We start from the raw sequence: 21,310 nt of genomic DNA, 5'->3' as shown, positions 1-21,310 counted from the left end.
TAAGCTGGGGGGCATAGGGATGGCGTATCGCCAGGGAGGGTCCCGTCTTGCGTCGCGCGACACGCGCGGGGACTCGGTCAAGACCGTTCGCAGCCGCAAAGTTGTCAGCGTAGTTCGTATCGTCCACCGTGCCGTATCGGTATCCATTTCGGTTTCCGTAACCGCTGTCGCCATCGTCGGCATCGGCGGGTGGCTCACCAGCCAGCCGGCGTGGGCCGACAGCAGCCCAGTGCGCGGCGACCCGTTGCAAAGCCTTCCGAAAATCGAGGCACCCAAGGCAGCGCCTGCCACCATTCACATCCAGCCACCCTCGCAGGACGACGCCCTCAAGGCGTTGCTGGCACGACCGATCACGCCGCAGCGCTTCGGTATCGAAGGCGTGAAGTCGATTCCGTTCGAGCAGGTGGCGGCGCTTTTCGCCCCGTTGGCCGGCAAGGAAGTGACCATCGGCGATCTGGTCGAGAAGGCCAATCAGGTCACGAAGATGTATCAGGACGCCGGCTACCTGCTGTCGTTCGCCTTCGTGCCCGCGCAGGACTTCGCCAACGGTTTCGTGCGTGTGACCATCGTCGAGGGCTATATCTCGTCCACGAAGATCACCGGCAAGCCGGGGCCGTCCGAGCAGCGTCTGCGCGATATCGCTGCGCACATCGAAGCCGAGCGCCCGCTCAAGCGCGCCACGTTCGAGCGCTACCTGAACCTGCTCACGCTCGTGCCCGGCATGAAGATCAAGGCCGACGTGCAGCCGCCCACGCAGACCGACGGCGCCACCGAACTCTCGCTCGATGTCTCGCGCCAGCCGATCGCCGCGGGCACGTCGCTCTCGTATAACAACCCGGGCATTCGCGGCGTGTTCACGGTGACGAGCAACGCGCTGACGCCGCTGGGCGAGCAGATTCAACTGACGGCCATCGCGCCGAAGGGGCACAACGACGAAGAGTTTTACTCGGCGTCGTACATCCAGCCGCTCGGCTCAAACGGCTTGCAAGCGCGTCTCGATGCGTCGCACTATCGCGGTCAGCCGGACGATCAGGCCCTCGCCGGGCTGACGCGTCACCTCGATACCAAGCGTGTGGCCGTGAGCCTGTCGTATCCGATTTTGCTGAACAACCAGCGCAGCCTGACGGCCAGCGGCGGCATGTACGGCGTCAATTCGCGCGACCGGTACGAAGTGCCGGACTCGCCGAACTTCATCAATTCGCAGGCCAACGTGCGGGCCGCACAGGTGCAGCTCGCCTATAACGAAGTCACCGACAAGCAGACGCGCAGCGCGACGCTGGGCGTGTTCAAGGGCTTCAACGGACTGGGCGCGAGCCAGTCGTACACCACGCAGCCCGCCGGCATTCAGCAGATTCTCGGGCCGTACGATCTCGGGTTCTGGCGCTTCACGCTCGATGCGAAACAAGGCGTGGTGCTGCCGTGGGACTTCGGCGTCGTCGTCTCGGCCGGCGCACAGTACAGCAGCAATACGTTGCCGACGTCTGAACAGGCCACGTTCGGGGGCACGCGCTACGGCCTTGGCTACCCGGCGGGTGAAGTGGCCGGCGACAAGGGCTGGGGCGCATCGATCGAGATCAACCGGATGTTTCGCACCGACTTCCGCTATCTGAAGACGGTTCAGCCTTACCTGATCGCCGACACCGCGCGTGTCTACGTGAACTACGGGCAAGTCGTTCACAACAGTCTGGCGTCCGTCGGTCTCGGCGTGCGCATCTCCGACCGGAAGTACTACACGCTCGATCTGTCGGTCGCCAAGCCGATGGCTGACGCGCCGACCAACTCGACTAACCGGCCGCTGCGTTTCAACGCCAACTACTCCTACCAATTCGAGTGAACCGCATGTGCGGTGACTTGCCGCTGACGTCATTCGGGACGTCGTACGCAGAGTGCAGTGCTCTGGTGCGACGTCCCGCGTCATTTTTCTTATCAGGTTTTTCCCTGATGCCATCCATGCGCGTCACGTCGGAGTCGTCGAGCGACTTGCCGACCGGCGTTGTCACGACCCACTCGCTGCGGCATAACCCGCTGCGCGCTATATCCGGCTGTATACACGGAAAAACCACTTCAGCTCCGAAATTACGGCGAACGCCGCGCAATAGATCGGCCTCCGACATGTTGCAGCGCAGCTTGCTTATCTCGCCCGTTATTTCGATTATCCGTATATGCGTATGTAGGCATATACGGTCTCATTCACGCCTTCACACGAACTTGATTGCCGAACGTCATGGAAGAACTCGACCGCGTATTCGAAAAGGTATCTCACTACTTCAGCCTGCTCTCCGAGCCGACCCGGCTGCGCATTCTGCATGCCTTGTGCGGTGGCGAACAATCGGTGAGCGATGTGGTGACGGCGGTGAATTCGTCGCAGACGAACGTTTCGCGACATCTCAACGCGATGTATCAGGCGGGTGTGCTGGGGCGTCGCAAGGAGGGCAATCAGGTGTACTACACGATTGCGGATACGGGCGTGGTCGAGATCTGCCGCGCCGTGTGCGTGCAGGTGGCCGGCCGGCTCGAAGAGGAGGCGCTGCCGCACCGTGCGGTCGACGGCTTCATGCCGCGCGGTCAGTAACGCGGCTGGCGTCATCGCCATACGACACACCCTACGAAGCAACATCGCAACATTGCAAGACCCGTAGTGCAGCGCGGCGACGAGACCGCGCGAGGTTCCAGAGCCGGTTCGCACGAGGTGATGTGAGCCTGCTCTAGCCCGATCCGTGTCCTTCGCGACGCGCTCGGGCGCCACAAAACGCGAGGAGACAGGGTGAGCAAGACCAGCGATAGCACATCGCGAGCCGGCCGGTTGCGCCGGGCTCCGGAGAATTTCATCGACGGCACACTGGCCGGCGACATCGCCCGTGACGGGCTAAACCCCACACGCCGCAATTTCCTGCAACGCAGCTTTCTGGCTGCTGGCGCCGCCCTCGCCGGTGGTGCAGCCTTTGCCGCCGACGCCCCCAAGTCGCTCGGCGATGGCGATCCGATGATTCTGGAGCCGCGCCCGTGGGCGACGTCACTGGGTCAAGCGGTGGCCGCACGCCCGTACGGCATGCCGTCGAAATTCGAAGCCAACCTGCAACGCCGGCAATCGCCGGGGCTTACGCAGACGACACAGGCGTCGGTTGCCTTCACGCCGCTTCAGGGGCTGTTCGGCATCATCACGCCGAGCGGCCTGCACTTCGAGCGTCACCATCAGGGCTGGCAGGAGATCGACCCGACCCAGCACCGTCTGATGGTGCACGGCATGGTGCGCGAATCGAAGGTCTACACGATGGACGACATCATGCGGTTGCCGTCCGTCTCGCGCATGCACTTCATCGAGTGCGGCGCCAACACCGGCATGGAGTGGGGTAACTCGGCCGTGCCCACGGTGCAGTACACGCACGGCATGCTCTCGTGCTGTGAGTTCACCGGTGTGCCGCTGTCGGTACTGCTCGACGATGTGGGCGCCGATATCAAGCGCGGTCAATACGTGCTTGCCGAAGGGGGCGACGGCTCCGGCATGACGCGCACCATTTCGATGGAAGCCGCCCTCTCGGATGTGCTCGTGGCATGGGGCATGAACGGCGAAATGCTGCGCCCGGAGAATGGCTACCCGCTGCGTCTGGTCGTGCCCGGTGTGCAGGGCGTGTCGTGGGTGAAATGGCTGCGCCGCATCAAGGTCGGCGATGCGCCGTGGAATGCCAAGGATGAAACGAGTCACTACGTCGACCTGATGCCGGACGGTCAGCACCGCCAGTACACGTCGATTCAGGAGTGCAAGTCGGTCATCACGTCGCCCTCGGGCGGGCAGGCGTTGCTCGATCGCGGTTATTTCAACGTGACGGGGCTGGCGTGGTCGGGACGCGGGCGCATCAAACGCGTCGATGTGTCGACCGATGGCGGCAAGTCGTGGCGTGCGGCGCGCATCGAGTCGCCCGTGCTGCCCAAGTGCCTCACACGCTTTAACTTCGACTGGCAGTGGGATGGCTCGCCAGCACTGCTGCAAAGCCGTGCGGTGGACGAGACAGGCTACGTGCAGCCGCGTTACCGCCAGTTGCGCGATGTGCGCGGCACCAAGTCGATTTATCACAACAATGCGATCCAGACTTGGCAAGTGGCTGCCAGCGGGGAGGTGACCAATGTCCACGTCGACTAAATTGGCCAAGCGCCCCGCCGTGCGCCGCCGGCTTCAGGCGGTCGCCGTCGCCTGCCTTTGGGCGAGCGCGCTTGCCGTGGCCGGGCTGACCGTGAGCGCATGGGTGAGCACATCTGCCCATGCCGCCCCTGCTGCCGCACCCGCGACGAAAGCCCCGGCCATCAAAGCGCCCGCCGGCATCGGCCGCGACGCCACGCCCGCCGAACTGAACGCGTGGGACATCGACGTGCGGCCCGACTTCAAGGGGCTGCCAAAGGGGCAAGGTTCGGTGGCCGACGGGCAGAAGCTCTTCGACGCACGCTGCGCGTCTTGCCACGGCACGTTTGGCGAGAGCAACGAGGTGTTCAATCCGCTGGTGGGCGGCACCACGGACGACGACATCAAGACCGGTCACGTCGCCTCGCTGCGCGCGAACAACCAGCCGGTGCGCACCACGCTGATGAAGGTCAACACTGTATCCACGATCTGGGACTACATCCGCCGCGCCATGCCCTGGAACGCGCCGCGATCCCTGACGCCCGACGAAGTCTATGCGGTCACCGCTTATATTCTGAATTTGGGCGAGATCGTGCCGGCCGATTTCGTGCTGTCCGACAAGAACATCGCCGACGTGCAGCAGCGCATGCCCAACCGCAACGGCATGACGCGCGCGCACGGCATGTGGCGCGTGGGAGACAAACCGGATACCCATAACAGCGCGTGTATGCAGGATTGTCCCGGGGCTGGTATCGTGACGTCCGCACTCCCTGCGTACGCCCGCGACGCACATGGAGATCTGGCCGCGCAAAACCGAGTCATCGGACCGGTGCGCGGTGTCGATACGAAGCTGCCGCCGCTCTCAGGCACCGCCGCGCAAAATGCGTCGGTGCGCAAGATGGCGGCTCTCGCCACGCTTGGCATGGCGAGTCCGGACGCACCGGCCCAAACCGCCGCCGTGACGTCACCGGCAGCAACGCTTGCGGACAAAAACGGTTGTCTGGCCTGTCACGGCGTCACCGACAAGAAGATCGGGCCCGCCTTTTCGGAGGTTGCCACCAAGTACCATGGGCAGTCGGATGCGACTGAAAAATTGGTGGCGAAGATACGTGCCGGCGGCGCCGGTAACTGGGGCAGCATGCCAATGCCGCCGCAGTCGCAGGTCGCCGAAACCGACGTCCGTACGATGGTCGACTGGATTCTCCGTGGTGCACAGTGAGCGGGCAAGGTGTCCGACGGCAGCGCCATGTTCCGCATGCCGCCGCAGGACACCGTCCCCTACATAAATCGAAGGAGATACGATGAAAAAGTTGTTGATCGCCGCCGCGATGCTGGCCGGTACCTCGCTGGCGCACGCCGGTGTCGATGTTGCCGCCGCAACCAAGCTCGCCGCCGCTAACGCCTGTATGGGTTGCCACGCCGTCGACAAGAAGCTCGTGGGCCCGTCCTATCAGGACGTCGCTGCCAAGTACAAGGGCGACAAGGATGCCGTGGCCAAGCTGGTGAAGAAAGTGAAGGGTGGCGGTGCAGGCGTCTGGGGTCCGATCCCGATGCCGGCGCACCCGAACATGTCGGATGCCGACGCCAAGATCCTGGTGGATTGGGTTCTGGCAGGCGCCCCGGCGAAGTAAGTCCGGGGCAGGGGGCTCAGGCGGCACGCCTCGTTCGCGAGGGGGCCGGATGAGCGAACGGCGGCCGGTGCGTTCAGGATGTCTCGCACCGGCGGCCTTCAGAGAAGGAAACACACGAAGATGAACCAACAGCGACGCGACATGCTGCGGTTTTCCGCGGTAATGGGACTGGCGGTGGCCGCTGGGCTGATCAAGCCCGAAGAGGCACGCGCGGCAGAAGCGCAGTGGAACAAGGCGGCGTTTGCGACCAAGAGCGTTGCCGATACGGTCAAGGCACTGGGTGGCACGAGCGCCAGCCCGAGCGATCTGGTCGTGCTTACCGCACCCGACATTGCCGAGAACGGTGCAGTCGTGCCGGTGGCGGTCACGAGCAAGGCGCCGAACACGCAATCGATCGCGATTCTGATCGAGAAGAATCCGAACACCCTCGCGGCGTCGTTCGACATTCCCGATGGCACCGACCCGTCGGTGACCACGCGCGTCAAGATGGGCCAGACCTCGAAGGTCTACGCGCTCGTCAAGGCGGATAACAAGTACCTCGTGGCCGAGAAGGAAATCAAGGTCACGCTGGGCGGCTGCGGCGGTTAAGCGCGCGAAGAGAATAACGAGGAGCCACACATGGGTAATCCGATGCGCATTCGCGCAACCGAGGCCGGCGGAGTCGTCGAGGTCAAGGTGCTGATGAGCCACATCATGGAAACCGGTCAGCGCAAAGACGCTTCCGGTAATATCGTGCCCGCACACTTCATCCAGACGGTGACGGTCGCCTGCAACGGCAAGACCGTGCTGACGGCGGAATGGGGTCCGGCAGTGTCGAAGGATCCGTTCCTGTCGTTCAAGTTCAAGGGCGCCAAGAAGGGTGACAAGGTCACGGTCACGTGGGTCGACAACAAGGGCGACACACGTACCGACGAGACCGCAGTCGCCTGAGCACGCGTCGAGCACCAGTCAAGCAGGAATCAAGCGCCGGGAAGTGCGCGGTGGCGCTCGCGGGGAGTCTCCTCGCGATGCGCCGAACAACCCACACAGAGGAGAGTCAGATGCTTGATGCGCAAGATAGCGCACGGGTGAGCACCCCGCGACACAAAACATGGCTGCGTCGGACAGTGCTCGGCGGTATGTTCGCCATCGCCATCGCGGGCCTCAGCGCCCCCGCATTTGCCGCCGGTCAATCGACCGCCGACGCGATCGCGCAATATCGCGAGATGCTTGCCGACGGTAATCCGGCCGAACTGATCGAGATGCGCGGCGAAGAGCTCTGGAAAACACCGCGCGGCCCGAACAATGTCTCGCTCGCGCAATGCGATCTCGGCCTCGGCGCCGGTGTCGTGAAAGACGCCTACGCACAACTGCCCCGCTATTTCCCCGATGCCAAACGCGTGCTCGACGCCGAGTCGCGCATCGTCGAATGCATGGTGAATCTGCAAGGCTTCAAGCGGGCCGACGTTATCAAGCAGCCGTTCTCGAAGGAAGGGCAGGACCCGACCGATCTCGAGTCGCTGACCGCCTATGTGGCGGGCCAGTCGCGCGGCGCCGTCATCCATGTGCCGCAAGCGCACAAGGAAGAGAAGGATGCCTACGCGCGCGGCCAGAAGATTTTCTACTACCGTGCCGGACCGTACGACTTCTCGTGCGCGTCGTGTCACGGGTCGGACGACAAGCGCATCCGCTTGCAGGATCTGCCGAATCTGACCAAGCCCGCCGCCGCCCGTCAGGCGTTTGCGACGTGGCCGGGCTACCGTGTCTCGCAAGGCGCACTGCGCACGATTCAGTGGCGCATGTACGACTGCTTCCGTCAGCAGCGCATGCCTGAGCTGAACTACGGCTCGCAGGCGTCGATCGATCTGATTACTTTCCTCGGTGTGATGGCCAACGGCGGCAAGATGGACGCCCCCGGCCTGAAGCGCTGACCGATCACGAGGCACACCCATGAAATCATTCGCATTGCGCACGGCGACCGCCGTGCTGGGCGCGGCCGGGGCACTCGTCATCGGCGCAGCATTCGCACAGGGCGAGGGCGCGAAGCTCGTGACCGGCTCGACCGATGCCGCTGTCGTGCAGGAGCTGCGCGACTCGTTCCGTGCGTCGGGCATCGCACAACTCGACCGTATCGATCAGAGCGAATTGCAGAAGCTGTGCACGCAATACGCGACGAAGCCGATGCCGGCCAAGATTGCCGAGCGTTTGCAGAAGGCCGAACTGGCTGCCGTCAAGGCGCCGGCTGACGGCAAGTATCTGGGCGACTGGAAAGAGGGCGAGAAGGTGGCCCAGAACGGTCGCGGCATGCAGTTCACCGACAAGGCCGACACGGTCAACGGCGGCAACTGCTACGCGTGTCACCAGTTGACCAAGACTGAGATCTCGTTCGGCAACATCGGTCCGTCGCTGTACAACTACGGCAAGCTGCGCGGCGATTCGCCCGAAGTCGTGAAGTACACGTGGGCCAAGGTCTATGACTCGCACAGCTATATGGCGTGCTCGAACATGCCGCGTTTCGGCGCAGCGGGCATCCTGACCGAACAGCAGTTGAAAGACGTGATGGCGCTGTTGCTCGACCCGGCCTCGCCGGTCAATCAGTAAGTCGTCTGCCGTACCGGCCGGCCGCCTGCGTGAAGACGACAGGTGACCGGCCGGCTTCCGGAGTTCCTCATGACATCCCTGTTTCGTTCAATTCGTACCGCCTGCGACAACGCCGCGCGGCGGGCGGCGCTCGTCATCTTTGGCGCTGCGATCATGGCCTTCGGCATGCCCGCGCAAGCGGTGGATGTGGGCGACACGGTCACCTTGCCGTCGCTCGTGACGTTCGATGGCAAGACGCTGCCGGCCGAGTCGTTCAAGGGCCGCACGGTGATCGTCGAGTACTGGGCGTCGTGGTGCCCGTTCTGTGCGCAGCAGAATCCGCATCTTCAGAAGTTGTACGAGGCCACGCGCGGCAAGCCGATCCAGATCGTTACGCTGTCGATCGACAAGAAACCGGCCGAGGCGATCGACTATCTCAAGGCGCATCGCTACACGTTCCCGGCGGGTATGGATAACGAGGCGTGGCAGGCGGCGCTCGGCAAGCGGCGCGGGCTGCCGGAGCTTTACGTGATTGGCCGCGACGGCAAAGTCTTGCGCAAGGAAGTCGGCGAGATGTTCGGCGAGGATGTGGCGGCGCTGGCGGATTACGCAGGCAAGTGATGTCGGCGCGCGGCGCTGGCAGTGACCGACGAATGACATAAAAAGCGCGCCACCAGAGGCGCGTGCCAGGGAGACGAAATGGATCGACGCGAGTTCATGCAGGTATTGGCGGTGGCAGCGGCCGGCGGGATGGCACTGTCGCATCACGAGACGGCGGCGGCCAAGGCGGCTGCGACGTTTTACGATCTGCCGAAATTCGGCAACGTGCACTTTCTGCACTTCACCGACTGCCATGCGCAGTTGCTGCCGATCTACTTCCGTGAGCCGAGCGTCAATCTGGGCATCGGCGCGCAGGCCAACCGCGCGCCGCATCTGGTCGGCGACGCGTTCCTGAAGGCCTACGGGCTGCGTCCGGGCACCCCCGACGCTTACGCATTCACCTATCTCGACTTCGCTGCGGCGTCGCGCACTTACGGCAAGGTGGGCGGTTTTGCGCATCTGGCCACGCTGGTCAAGCGCATGAAGGCGTCGCGCCCGGGTGCCTTGCTGCTCGACGGCGGCGACACGTGGCAGGGCTCCGGCACGGCCATGTGGACCAAGGGGCAGGACATGGTCGACGCCACGCTCGCGTTGGGCGTCGACGTGATGACGGCGCACTGGGAATTCACCTACGGGGCCGAGCGAGTGAAGTCGGTGGTCGAAGAGCAGCTCAAGGGCAAAATCGATTTCGTCGCCCAGAACGTGCAGACCAACGACTTCGGCGACCCCGTCTTTGCGCCATATACGATGAAGTCGATGAACGGCGTGCCGGTGGCGATCATCGGGCAGGCGTTCCCGTACACCCCGATCGCCAACCCGCGTTACCTCGTGCCTGACTGGACCTTCGGCATTCAGGAAGAGCGTTTGCAGTCGATGGTCGACGAGGTACGGGGCAAGGGGGCGCAGGTCGTGGTGGTGCTCTCGCACAACGGCATGGACGTCGACCTGAAGCTGGCGTCACGCGTGCGCGGCATCGATGCGATTCTGGGCGGGCACACCCATGACGGCGTGCCCAAGCCGGTGATCGTGGAGAACGCGGGCGGCAAAACGCTCGTGACCAACGCGGGCTCGAACGGCAAGTTCCTCGCGGTGCTCGACTTCGACGTCAAGGGCGGCAAGCCGGTCGACTTCCGCTACAAACTGTTGCCGATCTTTGCGAACCTGCTGCCGGCCGACGCGCCGATGCAGGCGCTGATCGAGCGCGTGCGTGCGCCGTTTGCCGCGAAACTGGCCGAACCGCTCGCCGTGACGGAGGGCGTGTTGTACCGGCGCGGGAATTTCAACGGCACCTTCGACCAGTTGCTGCTCGATGCCGTCATGGCCGAGAAGGATGCCGAAATCGGCTTCTCGCCGGGTTTCCGCTGGGGCACGTCGCTCCTGCCGGGGCAGGCGATCACGATGGAGCAACTGCTCGATCAGACGGCGATTACCTATCCGTATACGACGCTCACGCCGATGACGGGCGAGACGATCAAGACCGTGCTCGAAGACGTGGCCGACAACCTGTTCAACCCGGACCCGTACTACCAGCAGGGCGGCGACATGGTGCGGGTCGGCGGCATGGACTACACGATCGATCCGATGGCGCCGATGGGCCAGCGCATCACAGACATGCGCCTGAACGGCAAGCCGATCGATGCCGGCAAGACGTACAAGGTGGCTGGCTGGGCGCCGGTGGCTGAAGGCGCTCAGGGCGAGCCGGTCTGGGACGTGGTGGCGCGCTACCTGCGAGCCCAGAAGACCATCGTGGCAAAGGCGCCGAAAGTGCCGGTGATCAAGGGCATGAAGGGGAACCAGGGGGCGGCCTGATCGCGGCCGCGCGGGGCCGCTGAAACGCATCGGCGGTCGCTTAAGTTATTGATACTTCGGGAAATTTCATAAATCCCGACCAATTTTGTCGGCTGCTCGTTGTCTGTGAAAAAGCCGCTATAATCGGGGCTTCGTGTGGGGCGGTAGCTCAGCTGGGAGAGCGTCGCGTTCGCAATGCGAAGGTCGGGAGTTCGATCCTCCTCCGCTCCACCAGTGCCTCTTTTCAAAAGCGGCCTCTAACATTAGGGCCGCTTTTCGACCCGATATTCTGCCGAACGCCATTGCGTATTTGACGTCCGTATTAAATCAATCTGGTTTTTTGCGATTACATCGAAACTTGACTCACAAGCCCTGAATTCCGGAAAGTGTTGTCAAAATGTTGCGGTGCCATGCAATTAATATCAGTACGAAAGCGGCTATGAGGAATTTGGTTTGCCAGCACGCTCTGGCCAACGATACAATTTTCGACCGTGCCGTCTTAGGGCGGGCCGCTAGCGACACTGGTGTAACATTTGGCAACCAGGGGCGCGGGTGACCGGCTTCGCTGGTAACGTTGCTTTTGCTGTGCTGTTAGTGCTGAGTATTTGAATTTTTCAGGACACTTGAACGGGGCGCTCGCATTAAAAGCCCTGGATCACAATGGACGCGGCTCGTTCTCCATAGGGAGCCGGTGGTAAATACCCAGCGTGATTCTTCATATCGCGAGCGTAGCTGAATGTGATGGGCGGATCTTGGTCATTCGATATAACGAAATGTGCCAGTGACCGAGCCTTCGCATTGAAAGGGGGATATCCGTGCCTTGGGGGGCGTGACAAAAAGACGTGCAGACGCAATTGGCGTACGCGTCGTCTCAACAACATAATTTGCGGGAAACCGAAGGCCTGTACAAGGTGAGTGGGGCGCGCGTCGGCTCTGGCGACGCCCTCAGCGGTTTCAGCTCACGCAAGAACACGACGGCTGCGCATAACGCGCGCCGGAAATTCGACAGCATGTCTACGCAAGTCGTGGCCATACGAGTAGTGAAGCTAGTGCATCCCAAACTATGAAGCAAATTATCCCTGTAGTGCTTTGCGGAGGCTCCGGTACCCGGCTGTGGCCCCTTTCGCGCAAGAGCTTTCCGAAACAGTTTGCGGAACTGATTGGCGACTCGAGCCTGCTTGATATGACGCTTCGGCGCGTCAAGGCGCTCGGCGATCGCGTGGTGACGGTGGCTGCCGAAGATCATCGCTTCATGGTGGTCGATGCGATGCAGCGCGCGGGCACGACCGGAAGCCTCATTCTCGAGTCCACGCCGCGCAATACTGCCGCCGCGATGGCGCTGGCAGCACTTGGCGAGTCCTCGCCGGACGAACTGCTGCTTTTCTGCCCGGCAGACCACCACATCCCGGACGTTTCCGCTTTCGTTGAGATGGTCCAGTCTGGCGTCGCCGCCGCTGAGGCCGGGGCGATTGTGACCTTCGGCGTGGTGCCTTCGCTACCCAGCACGGCGTACGGCTACATTCGCTTCGGAGAAAAACAAGCCGACGGCAGTTTTCCGGTCGTAGAGTTCATCGAAAAACCACCTGCCGACAAGGCCCAGGCGCTGCTGCTCTCGGGCGACGTGCTTTGGAACGCGGGTATTTTCCTTTGCAAAGCATCCACTCTGATCGACGCACTGGCGAGATTCGCGCCAGATATTCTCGAATGCTGTCAGCAGGCAATGCTCGGCGCGCAGAAGGATAACGCGCCGTCCGGTCACACGTTCGTCCGTCCGGATGCGGCCGCGTTGAAGCAGTGTCGATCGCAGAGCATCGACTTCGCCGTGATCGAACGACACAGCAATGTCGTGGTGTTCCCGTTTCGTGGACAGTGGAGCGATGTCGGCAGTTGGAATGCGGTGGCGGATCTGGCTCAGCCGGACGAGCGCGGCAACCGCGTACACGGCCGTGGTTTTGTGCACAAGTCGAGCAATACGTTTATTCGTGCCCCGCATCGCCCGGTCGTCGCGCTCGGAACGGAGGATCTGGTGATCGTCGATACGCCGGATGCCGTGCTGGTCGCGAGCCGCCACTGTGCCGAGGATGTGAAGGAAGTGGTCAGCCGCCTCGAAACGGAACAATACGTAGAAGCGGTTGCGCATCGCAAGGTGGCGCGGCCGTGGGGCTGGTATGACGCGTTGGAAGCCGGCGAGAGGTTTCAGGTCAAGCGGATCGGGGTGCGGCCTGGTGCGGCCCTGAGTTTGCAGAAGCACCATCACCGCGCCGAACACTGGATCGTTGTCAAGGGCGTTGCCGAAGTCACGCGCGGTAACGAGACGTTCCTGTTGAGTGAAAATCAATCGACCTATATCCCTATCGGTGAAGTGCACCGTCTGCGCAATCCGGGCAAGGTCGAGCTCGAAATCATTGAAATCCAATCCGGCAGCTATCTGGGCGAGGACGATATCATTCGCCTCGAAGATACCTACGGTAGGGCGTAGCATTTATTTTATGACTTACCCAAAAATCTTCGTTGCAGGCCACCGCGGCATGGTGGGCAGCGCGATCGTGCGTCAACTGGTAGCCGCTGGACATCCCACCGATCGAATCGTCACTCGTACCCGAGCGGAACTGGACCTCACGTGCCAGGCCGATGTGCAGGCCTTTTTTGCCGCCGAAGCCATTGATCAGGTGTATCTGGCGGCAGCGAAGGTGGGCGGCATTCATGCCAACAACACGTATCCCGCCGAATTCATCTACGACAACCTGGTGCTTCAGGCGAACGTGATCGATTCTGCCTATCGGCATGGCGTAGGTAAGTTGCTGTTTCTCGGCTCCAGTTGCATCTACCCAAAGCTCGCGGCACAACCGATGCGTGAGGATGCGTTGCTGAGCGGCACGCTAGAGCCGACCAACGAACCTTATGCCATTGCGAAAATCGCAGGCATCAAGTTGTGCGAGAGCTACAACCGCCAGTACGGTGTGGACTATCGCAGCGTCATGCCGACCAATCTCTATGGCCCGGGCGACAACTATCACCCGGAAAACAGTCATGTGATTCCGGCGTTGCTGCGCCGTTTTCACGAGGCCAAAGCGGCTGACGCACCGACCGTCGTGGTGTGGGGGAGCGGTACGCCGCGTCGCGAATTCCTTTATGTGGACGATATGGCGGCGGCCAGCGTGCATGTGATGAATCTCTCACGCGACGTGTATGACACACACACGCAGCCGATGCTCAGCCATATCAACGTCGGCTTTGGTGACGATGTGTCGATTCGCGAACTGGCTCAGACGGTTGCCGCCACAGTGGGTTATACCGGCGAGATCCAGTTCGATGCGACTAAGCCGGACGGCGCTCCGCGCAAGCTCATGAATAGCGAGCGGCTCAATAGCCTCGGATGGTCGGCGGGTGTGTCGCTGGCACGAGGCTTGCCACTGGCCTATCAGGATTTTTTGAATTCGGCTTCAACCCGCGTATAAGGAACACTGCACGTCATGTCGGAACAGCAAAAAGTCGCGCTCATCACTGGCATCACCGGCCAGGATGGCTCTTATCTAGCCGAGTTTCTGCTTGAGAAAGGCTATCTTGTTCATGGGATCAAGCGTCGCGCCAGCTCGTTCAATACGCAGCGCGTAGATCACATTTATGAAGATCTGCACCACGAGAACGTGCGGTTCAAGCTCCATTACGGCGATCTGAGCGACACGAGCAACCTCGTTCGCCTGATCCAGGAGACGAAACCGACCGAGATCTACAACCTCGGCGCGCAGTCGCACGTTGCCGTCAGTTTTGAGAGCCCTGAGTACACGGCGGATGTCGATGCGATGGGTACACTCCGTCTGCTGGAAGCCATTCGCATTCTGGGGATGGAAAAGACGACCCGCTTCTATCAGGCGAGTACGTCGGAGCTGTATGGTCTGGTGCAGGAAACGCCGCAGCGCGAGACCACACCGTTCTACCCGCGCAGCCCGTATGCCGTGGCCAAACTGTACGCGTACTGGATTACGGTCAACTACCGCGAAGCCTACGGCATCTACGCCTGCAACGGCATTTTGTTCAATCACGAAAGCCCGCGTCGTGGCGAGACGTTCGTCACACGTAAAATTACGCGCGGTTTGGCCAACATCAGCCAGGATCTGGAAGATTGCCTGTACATGGGCAATATCGAAGCCCTGCGCGACTGGGGGCATGCCAAGGACTATGTGCGCATGCAATGGCTGATGCTCCAGCAGGACAATCCCGAAGACTTCGTCATTGCGACCGGCGTCCAATACAGCGTGCGCCAGTTCATCGAAAAGACGAGTGAAGCGCTCGGCAAGACGATTCGCTGGGAAGGTCACGGTGTCGATGAAGTCGGCTACTGGGGCGACAAGGCCGTGGTGCGAATCGATCCGCGCTACTTCCGGCCGACCGAAGTCGAAACCCTGCTGGGCGATCCGACCAAGGCGCGCGAAAAACTTGGCTGGGTGCCAGAAATTACGCTGGACGAGATGGTCGCCGAAATGGTGGCATCTGACTTGGCTGATGCCAAGAAACACGCCCTGCTCAAGGCACATGGTTATCAATTTACCGTCAGCACAGAGTAAAGCTTATGAAGGCCGTCATCCTCGCAGGTGGACTCGGAACCCGAATTTCCGAGGAAACGCATCTGAAGCCTAAGCCCATGATCGAGATCGGCGGAAAGCCGATCCTGTGGCACATCATGAAGATCTACTCCGCACACGGGATCAACGATTTCGTGATCTGTTGTGGCTATAAGGGCTACGTGATCAAGGAGTATTTCGCGAACTACTTCCTGCACATGTCCGACGTGACGTTCGACATGGCCAACAATCGGATGGAAGTGCATCACCAGAAGGCCGAGCCCTGGCGCGTGACGTTGATCGATACCGGCGAAAACACGATGACCGGTGGCCGCCTCAAGCGTGTGGCGAATTACGTGTGCGATGACGAAGCGTTCTGCTTCACCTATGGCGACGGCGTGTCCGATATCGATATCTCGGCGGAACTGGCTTTCCACCGCGAGCACGGCAAGTGGGCCACGGTGGCTGCCGTGCAACCACCGGGACGCTACGGCGCACTGCGCCTGGATGGCACGAGCGTCGCCGGCTTCAGCGAGAAGCCGCGCGGTGACGGCGGACTTATCAACGGTGGGTTCTTCGTGCTGTCGCCGAAGTGCCTCGATCTGATCGACAACGACGATACCAGTTGGGAAGCGGCACCGCTCGTGGAACTGGCGCGTCGTGGCCAATTGGAAGCTTTCCAGCACGATGGGTTCTGGCAGCCAATGGACACATTGCGCGAAAAGAACATGCTCGAAGAGATGTGGAGTTCGGGTGATGCTCCCTGGAAGAGGTGGGCATGAGCCAGGAATTCTGGCGCGGCAAGCGCGTTTTCGTTACCGGACATACCGGGTTCAAGGGGGGCTGGCTATCCATGTGGCTCACCCAATTGGGGGCCGATGTGCACGGTTATGCACTGCCGCCCCCGACCGAGCCCAGCTTCTTCGAAGTCACCGGATTGCGTGAGCGCCTTGCACAGAGCACGTTCGGCGATATTCGCGATAGCGCGCGCCTGGTCGAGGCGATGCGCGCTTCACAGGCTGACGTCGTGTTGCACCTGGCAGCGCAGCCGCTGGTGCGGCAGTCGTACGTGGCGCCCGTCGAGACCTATGACGTGAATGTCATGGGGCTGATCAATGTATTCGAAGCGGTACGGCAAACGCCGGGCGTGCGCAGCGTCGTCAATGTAACGACAGACAAATGCTATGAGAACCGCGAATGGCTCTGGCCCTATCGCGAGAACGAAAGCCTGGGCGGTTACGATCCGTACTCGAGCAGCAAGGCATGCGCAGAGATTGTGACGGCTGCCTACCGTCGTTCGTTCATGCAAGCAGCGGGCATCCCGCTAGGCAGCGCCCGCGCCGGTAATGTGATCGGCGGCGGCGACTGGGCGGCAGATCGCCTGATCCCGGACTTCCTGCGTGCGATCGATGCCTCACGCACCCTCATGATTCGCTCGCCCTTTGCGGTGCGCCCGTGGCAGCACGTGCTGGAGCCGCTCTCTGGGTACCTGACGCTGGCGCAGCGACTGTACGAAGCCGGCGACACATTTGCACAGGCGTGGAACTTCGGCCCGGAAGACGCCGACGCGAAGCCGGTGCAGTGGATCGTCGAACAGCTGTGCGCACAGGTGGAGTCCGCCAGTTGGCAGCTCGAAGGCACGCCGCAGCCACACGAAGCCAATACCCTCAAGCTCGATAGCGCGAAGGCCAAGTCACTGCTGGGCTGGGCGCCGCGCTGGAATCTTGAGACGGCACTGCGCAAGACGCTTGACTGGCACCTTGCCTGGCGTCGCGGCGCGTCGATGACCGATGTCAGTCTGGCGCAGATTGCCCAATACGAAGCCGGGACGCGTGAATGATCAGCGGTCGTTTCGATATCGTGGATACTGCCCTGCAAGGACTCAAGGTCCTCGATAAGCAGGTGATGGGAGACGCGCGCGGATACTTGGAACGGATGTACTGTGCCGACGATCTCGACGGGGTGCTCGGCTCACGTCGTATTGCGCAGATCAACCACACCGCGACGGCGAAACGAGGCACGGTGCGAGGGATGCATTTCCAGCGCCCACCCCATGCCGAGGTCAAACTCGTGAGTTGCATTCGCGGTGAAGTGTTTGACGTGGCCGTGGATCTGCGGCGCGATTCGCCGACTTTTCTCCAATGGCATGCGCAGGTGTTGAGCGCAGAGAATCACCGTTCGCTGCTGATTCCCGAAGGGTTCGCTCATGGTTTTCAGTGCCTGAGCGACGACTGCGAGCTCTTGTATTTCCACACGGCGGCGTACTGTGGACCGGCCGAAGGCGGCTTGTGTGCTACGGACGCGCGTCTGGCAATTGACTGGCCCTTGCCGGTAATTGGCCTTTCCCCGCGGGATGCAGCGCATCCCGCCATCGATGATACGTTTGTTGGGCTTCTCCTATGAATTGCCGCCACTGCGGGACCTCCCTTACGCATACCTTCCTCGACTTGGGGTTTGCTCCCCCGTCCAATGCGTATCTGACAGCCGAAGATCTGACACGACCGGAGCGCTACTATCCGCTCAAGGTAATGGTCTGCGATCACTGCTGGTTGGTGCAGACGGAAGATTACACGGCGGCCGATGAGCTTTTCAGTTCGGAATACGCGTATTTCTCGAGCACGTCGACGGGCTGGCTCGATCACGCTGCTCGTTACGCGGCCAAGATGATCGACATGCTTGCGTTGAACGAGCGTAGTCACGTCATCGAGGTTGCTTCGAACGACGGCTATCTGCTGAAGAATTTCGTCGCGGCGGGCGTGCCTTGCGTCGGTATTGAGCCGACCGCCAGCACCGCTGCCGCTGCGCGCGCGCTTGGCATCCCGGTGTTGCAGGAATTCTTCGGCGAAACGCTTGGCGAGCAACTCGCAGCACAGGGTCGGCAGGCAGATCTCATCGCAGGCAACAACGTCTTCGCCCACGTTCCGGACATCAACGATTTTACGCGCGGCCTCAAGCGCGCATTGAAACCGGGCGGCACGATCACGCTCGAGTTTCCGCATCTGATGCGTTTGCTTGAACTCACGCAGTTCGACACGATTTATCACGAACACTTTTCGTATCTGTCGCTCTATACCGTCTCGCGCATTTTCAAGGCGGCGGGCCTGCGCGTGTGGAGCGTCGAGGAGCTCAGCACGCACGGCGGGAGCCTGCGTGTGTATGGTTGCCATGAAGACGATCCTCGCGAGACGAACGAAAGCGTAGACCACATTCTTGCCGAGGAAGCCTCGCGCGGCATGCAGCAACTCGACACTTATCAGGGGTTTCAGGAGCGCTCGAACAAGGTCAAGGACGACCTGTTGTTGTTCCTGATCGAGCAGAAGCGCGCAGGCAAGAAGGTTGCCGCCTATGGTGCCGCTGCGAAGGGCAACACGCTTTTGAACTATTGCGGCGTAAAGCCCGACGTGCTGCCGTTCGTATGCGATGCAGCGCTGGCCAAGCAGGGCAAGTTCATGCCGGGCAGTCATATTCCGATTTTGCCGCAGACCGCACTCGGCGAGCACGATCTCGACTTCGTCGTCATCCTGCCGTGGAACATTGCCGACGAAGTCCGCGCGCAAAACGCGCATCTGGCGGCACGTGGCGTCAAATTCGTGACTGCGGTCCCGCATCTGGTGATTCGATGACCCAGCACGTACTGCTCACCGGAGGCACGGGCTTCGTCGGCGCGCAGGTGCTGCGTGCCTTGGTGGCAAGCGATTGCCGTGTCACGCTGGTGACGCGCGCCAATCGCGCTGCCGAGGCACGCAAGCTCGACGGCGTTGCCAACGTGATCGAGTCCGCAGACCTGTTCTCGGAATCCGCTGCATGGTGGCAGTCCGCGTGTGCGGGTATCGACACCGTCATCCACGCTGCCTGGTACGCCGAACCGGGCAAGTACCTGACGTCGCCGCTCAATCTGCAGTGCCTGGCGGGTACGCTGGCACTCGCCCAGGGTGCCGTTGCCGCGGGTGTGAAGCGATTGGTCGGTGTGGGTACGTGCTTTGAATACGATTTGTCCGGCGGCGTATTGTCGACCGACACGCCGCTGCGGCCGATCACGCCCTATGCGGGGGCGAAGGCCGCGACTTTCGAGGCGCTCTCGACCTGGCTTCCGACGCAGAACGTGTCATTTGCCTGGTGCCGGTTGTTCTATCTGTTCGGCGAAGGCGAAGACGCGCGACGTCTTGTGCCGTATCTGCGCGCGAAGCTGGCCGCCGGGGAAGTCGCCGAGCTGACCAGTGGCCGGCAGATTCGCGATTTCATCGATGTCGCCCAAGCGGGGCGGCAAATCGCCGACGTGGCGTTGGGCGATGTGACCGGTGCGCTGAATATCTGCTCCGGCACGCCCATTACCGTGCGTCAGTTGGCCGAGCGCATTGCCGACGAGTCGGGGCGCCGGGATCTGCTGAAGTTTGGCGCGCGACCGGATAATCTGGTGGATCCGCCCTGCGTGGTCGGCATCCCCTACATGCCGCGGTAATTCCGCAGCAGCAGCACGCCGGGCCCCGTTGTGGGGCCGGTCTGGACGCGCAGCATGTCACTGAAAAAAAACGTTATCGCAAGCTACCTTGGTCAAGGTTGGGCCGCCGTCATGGGCGTGCTCTTCGTGCCCTTGTATGCCAAGGTTCTTGGGCCGGAGACCTTCGGGCTGATCGGTGTGTTCACCATCCTGCAAGCATGGATGACGCTGCTTGATATGGGTCTGACACCCACGTTGAACCGCGAAATGGCGCGCATGAACGGCGGGGCACGCTCGGTGAATTCGATTCGTGATCTTCTGCGTTCGCTCGAATTCGTCTATGTGGCGCTGGCCATTGTGATGATCGCGGCGGTTTGGTGGCTGGCGACGCCATTGGCCGGCGGCTGGCTGAAGGTTGAACGTCTGCCGCTGCCCAGTGTGACCGAGGCGATCCGCATTATGGGGTTCGTGCTCGCTGCGCGCTGGCTGGAGCAGGTCTACCGCGGCGCGCTGCAGGGGTTGCAGGATCAGGTGTGGCTTAACGTGATGCAAGCCGCGACCGCGACGCTGCGTTGGGGGGGCGCCTACCTCGTCATCTTTCTTGGGCCCCCGTCGATTCTGGCGTTCTTTGTATGGCAGGGTGCGGTCTCCGTCCTGACCTGTGCGCTGCTGATTCACCGTACCTATCGCGTTCTGCCGGCCAGTTCGCGCGGGGGCAGATTCGATGCACGTGCGCTGTACGATATCCGTCACTTCGCCAGTGGCATGTTCTTCGGCGCCTTGTTGTCCTTCGCGCTCACCCAGTCGGACAAACTCGTCGTGAGCAAGCTGTTGCCGCTGGAGCAATTGGGCTACTACATGGTCGCTTCGATGGCCGCCAGCGGGTTGCTGCAACTGGTGATTCCGATGAGCACCGCCGTCTATCCCCGACTGACCGAACACGTGAGCCGTCACGACACAGCGGGGCTGGCCGACGTTTATATGAATTCATGTGCGTGGATGGCAGCCATTGTGACGCCGCCAGCGTTGCTGCTGACGTTCTTCGCGCATCCGGTGCTGGTGCTGTGGACGGGCGATCTCAAAATGGCCGCCGCCGTCGCCCCCATTCTGTCGATGCTCGCGCTTGGCACGCTGGGGAATGCATTGATGAACTTGCCCTACATGCTGCAACTGGCGCATGGCTGGACGTCACTGTCCGTCAAAGCGAATGTGATCGCCGTATTGGTCAATGTGCCGTTGATCATGCTGGCCGTGCCATTTTTCGGCGCAGTCGGCGGCGCGTATGTTTGGGTGGCCCTAAATGCCGCGTATATTCTGATCGTTGCGCCGCTGGTGTACCGGCGCATCCTGCCCCAGTGCAAGATACCTTGGTATCGGGATGCGGTCGGTCGGCCGTTGTTCGCAGGCGTCGCGGCTAGCACGGTACTTCTGCTCGTCGCCCCGCACGCGCAGAGCCGGCTCCAGGCAGGTGTGCTGGTCGCCTGTATATTTGTTGCGCTGGTGGTAGCTACGGTAAGTGCGTTGCCGGTCGTTCGGCAGAGTTTGCACTTGCGCTTGCGGCGCGCCAACTGATGCCATCGCCGGCTGTTTTTTGATTTCTGCCCTTTCCGAAACCGAA

Annotated in this window: 20 protein-coding genes and 1 tRNA gene; all 21 read left to right on the top strand. The window is 61.8% G+C overall.

What is annotated here, in order from left to right; genetic code table 11:
* Positions 1-19 precede the first annotated feature (19 nt).
* Positions 20-1,834 carry a ShlB/FhaC/HecB family hemolysin secretion/activation protein gene (locus AT302_RS26135; protein WP_058376484.1) on the top strand — a complete coding sequence of 605 codons (1,815 nt, stop codon included), beginning with the start codon at positions 20-22 and terminating at the stop codon, positions 1,832-1,834.
* Positions 1,835-2,224: 390 nt separating this feature from the next.
* Positions 2,225-2,572, top strand: coding sequence for an ArsR/SmtB family transcription factor (locus AT302_RS26130; RefSeq protein WP_058376483.1), 348 nt, complete (start codon positions 2,225-2,227; stop codon positions 2,570-2,572).
* 192 nt (positions 2,573-2,764) lie between these two features.
* Positions 2,765-4,138, top strand: coding sequence for a sulfite dehydrogenase (gene soxC, locus AT302_RS26125; RefSeq protein ID WP_058376482.1), 1,374 nt, complete (start codon positions 2,765-2,767; stop codon positions 4,136-4,138).
* Positions 4,139-4,229: 91 nt separating this feature from the next.
* Positions 4,230-5,333 (top strand): c-type cytochrome, encoded by a 1,104-nt coding sequence (locus AT302_RS26120; RefSeq protein ID WP_174554635.1) that lies wholly within the window; start codon positions 4,230-4,232, stop codon positions 5,331-5,333.
* 82 nt (positions 5,334-5,415) lie between these two features.
* Positions 5,416-5,745, top strand: a complete 330-nt coding sequence (locus AT302_RS26115) for a c-type cytochrome (RefSeq protein ID WP_058376481.1) — start codon at positions 5,416-5,418, stop codon at positions 5,743-5,745.
* Between the two features lie 120 nt (positions 5,746-5,865).
* A complete protein-coding gene (soxY, locus tag AT302_RS26110; RefSeq protein WP_058376480.1) occupies positions 5,866-6,333 on the top strand; it encodes a thiosulfate oxidation carrier protein SoxY in 468 nt (155 codons plus the stop codon).
* A 30-nt stretch (positions 6,334-6,363) separates the two neighbouring features.
* Entirely contained in the window at positions 6,364-6,675 is a 312-nt protein-coding gene (gene soxZ / locus AT302_RS26105; RefSeq protein ID WP_058376479.1) for a thiosulfate oxidation carrier complex protein SoxZ, read from the top strand.
* A gap of 188 nt (positions 6,676-6,863) precedes the next feature.
* Positions 6,864-7,655 (top strand): sulfur oxidation c-type cytochrome SoxA, encoded by a 792-nt coding sequence (soxA, locus tag AT302_RS26100; protein ID WP_407668854.1) that lies wholly within the window; start codon positions 6,864-6,866, stop codon positions 7,653-7,655.
* A gap of 19 nt (positions 7,656-7,674) precedes the next feature.
* A complete protein-coding gene (gene soxX / locus AT302_RS26095) occupies positions 7,675-8,325 on the top strand; it encodes a sulfur oxidation c-type cytochrome SoxX (RefSeq protein ID WP_058376478.1) in 651 nt (216 codons plus the stop codon).
* Between the two features lie 69 nt (positions 8,326-8,394).
* Positions 8,395-8,925, top strand: coding sequence for a TlpA family protein disulfide reductase (locus AT302_RS26090; protein WP_407668811.1), 531 nt, complete (start codon positions 8,395-8,397; stop codon positions 8,923-8,925).
* Between the two features lie 78 nt (positions 8,926-9,003).
* A complete protein-coding gene (gene soxB, locus AT302_RS26085; protein WP_058376477.1) occupies positions 9,004-10,713 on the top strand; it encodes a thiosulfohydrolase SoxB in 1,710 nt (569 codons plus the stop codon).
* 137 nt (positions 10,714-10,850) lie between these two features.
* A tRNA-Ala gene (locus AT302_RS26080) sits at positions 10,851-10,926 on the top strand.
* Between the two features lie 829 nt (positions 10,927-11,755).
* The gene (locus AT302_RS26075) at positions 11,756-13,171 is read left to right on the top strand and encodes a mannose-1-phosphate guanylyltransferase/mannose-6-phosphate isomerase (protein ID WP_058376476.1); all 1,416 of its coding nucleotides are present in this window, start codon (positions 11,756-11,758) and stop codon (positions 13,169-13,171) included.
* Between the two features lie 10 nt (positions 13,172-13,181).
* Positions 13,182-14,150, top strand: a complete 969-nt coding sequence (fcl, locus tag AT302_RS26070) for a GDP-L-fucose synthase (protein WP_058376475.1) — start codon at positions 13,182-13,184, stop codon at positions 14,148-14,150.
* 15 nt (positions 14,151-14,165) lie between these two features.
* Complete coding sequence (gmd, locus tag AT302_RS26065) at positions 14,166-15,257, top strand: GDP-mannose 4,6-dehydratase (RefSeq protein ID WP_058376474.1); 1,092 nt, start codon at positions 14,166-14,168, stop codon at positions 15,255-15,257.
* 5 nt (positions 15,258-15,262) lie between these two features.
* A complete protein-coding gene (rfbF, locus tag AT302_RS26060; RefSeq protein WP_058376473.1) occupies positions 15,263-16,036 on the top strand; it encodes a glucose-1-phosphate cytidylyltransferase in 774 nt (257 codons plus the stop codon).
* Positions 16,033-17,094, top strand: coding sequence for a CDP-glucose 4,6-dehydratase (rfbG, locus tag AT302_RS26055; protein ID WP_058376472.1), 1,062 nt, complete (start codon positions 16,033-16,035; stop codon positions 17,092-17,094). Before rfbF ends, rfbG begins: the two co-directional genes overlap by 4 nt.
* Positions 17,091-17,657 carry a dTDP-4-dehydrorhamnose 3,5-epimerase gene (gene rfbC / locus AT302_RS26050; protein WP_058376471.1) on the top strand — a complete coding sequence of 189 codons (567 nt, stop codon included), beginning with the start codon at positions 17,091-17,093 and terminating at the stop codon, positions 17,655-17,657. Before rfbG ends, rfbC begins: the two co-directional genes overlap by 4 nt.
* The gene (locus tag AT302_RS26045) at positions 17,654-18,877 is read left to right on the top strand and encodes a class I SAM-dependent methyltransferase (RefSeq protein WP_058376470.1); all 1,224 of its coding nucleotides are present in this window, start codon (positions 17,654-17,656) and stop codon (positions 18,875-18,877) included. The genes rfbC and AT302_RS26045 overlap by 4 nt, the downstream gene beginning before the upstream one ends.
* Positions 18,874-19,713: an NAD-dependent epimerase/dehydratase family protein gene (locus tag AT302_RS26040; RefSeq protein ID WP_058376469.1), complete on the top strand. Its 840-nt coding sequence runs from the start codon at positions 18,874-18,876 to the stop codon at positions 19,711-19,713. Before AT302_RS26045 ends, AT302_RS26040 begins: the two co-directional genes overlap by 4 nt.
* A gap of 54 nt (positions 19,714-19,767) precedes the next feature.
* Positions 19,768-21,264, top strand: coding sequence for an oligosaccharide flippase family protein (locus tag AT302_RS26035; protein WP_058376468.1), 1,497 nt, complete (start codon positions 19,768-19,770; stop codon positions 21,262-21,264).
* The last annotated feature ends 46 nt before the right edge of the window (positions 21,265-21,310 follow it).

Origin of the sequence: Pandoraea norimbergensis, from assembly GCF_001465545.3 — a bacterium.
GTDB lineage: Bacteria > Pseudomonadota > Gammaproteobacteria > Burkholderiales > Burkholderiaceae > Pandoraea > Pandoraea norimbergensis.
This window is presented reverse-complemented; position numbering and strand designations above follow the sequence as displayed.